Annotated in this window: 1 protein-coding gene; it reads left to right on the top strand. The window is 81.0% G+C overall.

All coding sequences use genetic code 11. The features are described 5' to 3' along the window. The coding region (locus H6X67_RS11645; RefSeq protein ID WP_249435557.1) for a bifunctional ADP-dependent NAD(P)H-hydrate dehydratase/NAD(P)H-hydrate epimerase at positions 1-1,186 on the top strand (1,186 nt) is incomplete at both ends.

Below are 1,186 nucleotides of genomic sequence, written 5' to 3'. Positions count from 1 at the left end.
GACCTCGTCCTCGACGGTCTGACCGGCATCGGCGCCCGCGGCCCGCTGCGCCCTCGGGCGGCCGCCCTCCTCGCCCCGCTCCTCGCGGCCGGAGCGCCGGGGGAGCGGCCCTTCCGCGTCCTCGCGGTGGACCTGCCCAGCGGCACCGGGGTGGATGACGGCGCCGTCGAGGGCCCGGTCCTCGCCGCCGACCGCACCGTCACCTTCACCTGCCTGCGCGGAGCCCACGTGCTGGCCCCCTCCCGGGCCCTGTGCGGGCGCGTCGATGTCGTCGACCTCGGACTGCCGGTGCCCGGGACCGCGCCCATCGCCGCCCCGCCGCCCCACCCCGCCGCCGGGACCGCTGCCGGGGCCGCCGTCGGCTCTTCAGGCACCGCGGGTACCGCGGACGTCGTGCTCGCCGGGCACCTGCACGTGCCCGGCGACCGGGACCACAAGTACACGCGCGGCGTCGTCGAGGTCTGGGCCGGCAGCGAGGCCTACCCCGGTGCCGCCGTCCTCACCTGCACGGCCGCCTGCCGGGCCGGAGCCGGCATGGTCCGCCTCGCCGCCCCGCGCCGCGTCGAGGACCTCGTGCTCGCCCACCGCCCCGAGACGGTCCCGGCACCCGGACGCCACCAGGCCCTCGTCGTCGGACCCGGCACCGACCCCGACGACGAGACCCGCGCCACCGGGCTGCGCCGCGTCCTGCGCACCCTCATGCCGGCGACGCCACCGCACCGTGCCCCCGCTGCTGAGGGCTCCCGGGGGCGGGCCCCGCTGCCCGCCGTCATCGACGCCGGGGCCCTGCCCCTCCTGCCCGCCCTGCTGGCCGAGGGCCGCAGCCTCACCCCCACCGCCGTCCTCACCCCGCACGCCGGGGAGGCGGCGGCCCTCCTGACCGCCCTGGGACGCCCGACGACGCGCCCCGAGGCCGAGGACCCCGCCACGGCGCCCACGCTCGCCCGCGAGCTGGCCCGCCGCACGGGGGCCTGCGTGCTGCTCAAGGGCACCCCCACCGTCGTCGCCGCCCCTGCGGGAGGCGCCGACGCCCTCGACCCCGGCCCCGGCTGGCTCGCCACCGCCGGGAGCGGGGACGTCCTCGCCGGGGTCCTCGGCACCCTCCTCGCCGCCGAGCAGGCCCGCGCCGAGGCCCGCCGTGCCGAGCACACCGGGGCCCTTCAGCCCGCGGGCGGCGCGCCCGCCC

It is taken from the genome of Actinomyces sp. AC-20-1, from assembly GCF_023369555.1.
Lineage (GTDB): Bacteria > Actinomycetota > Actinomycetes > Actinomycetales > Actinomycetaceae > Actinomyces.
The sequence above is the reverse complement of the archived record's forward strand: the minus strand, read 5'-3'. Positions and strand labels throughout refer to the sequence as shown.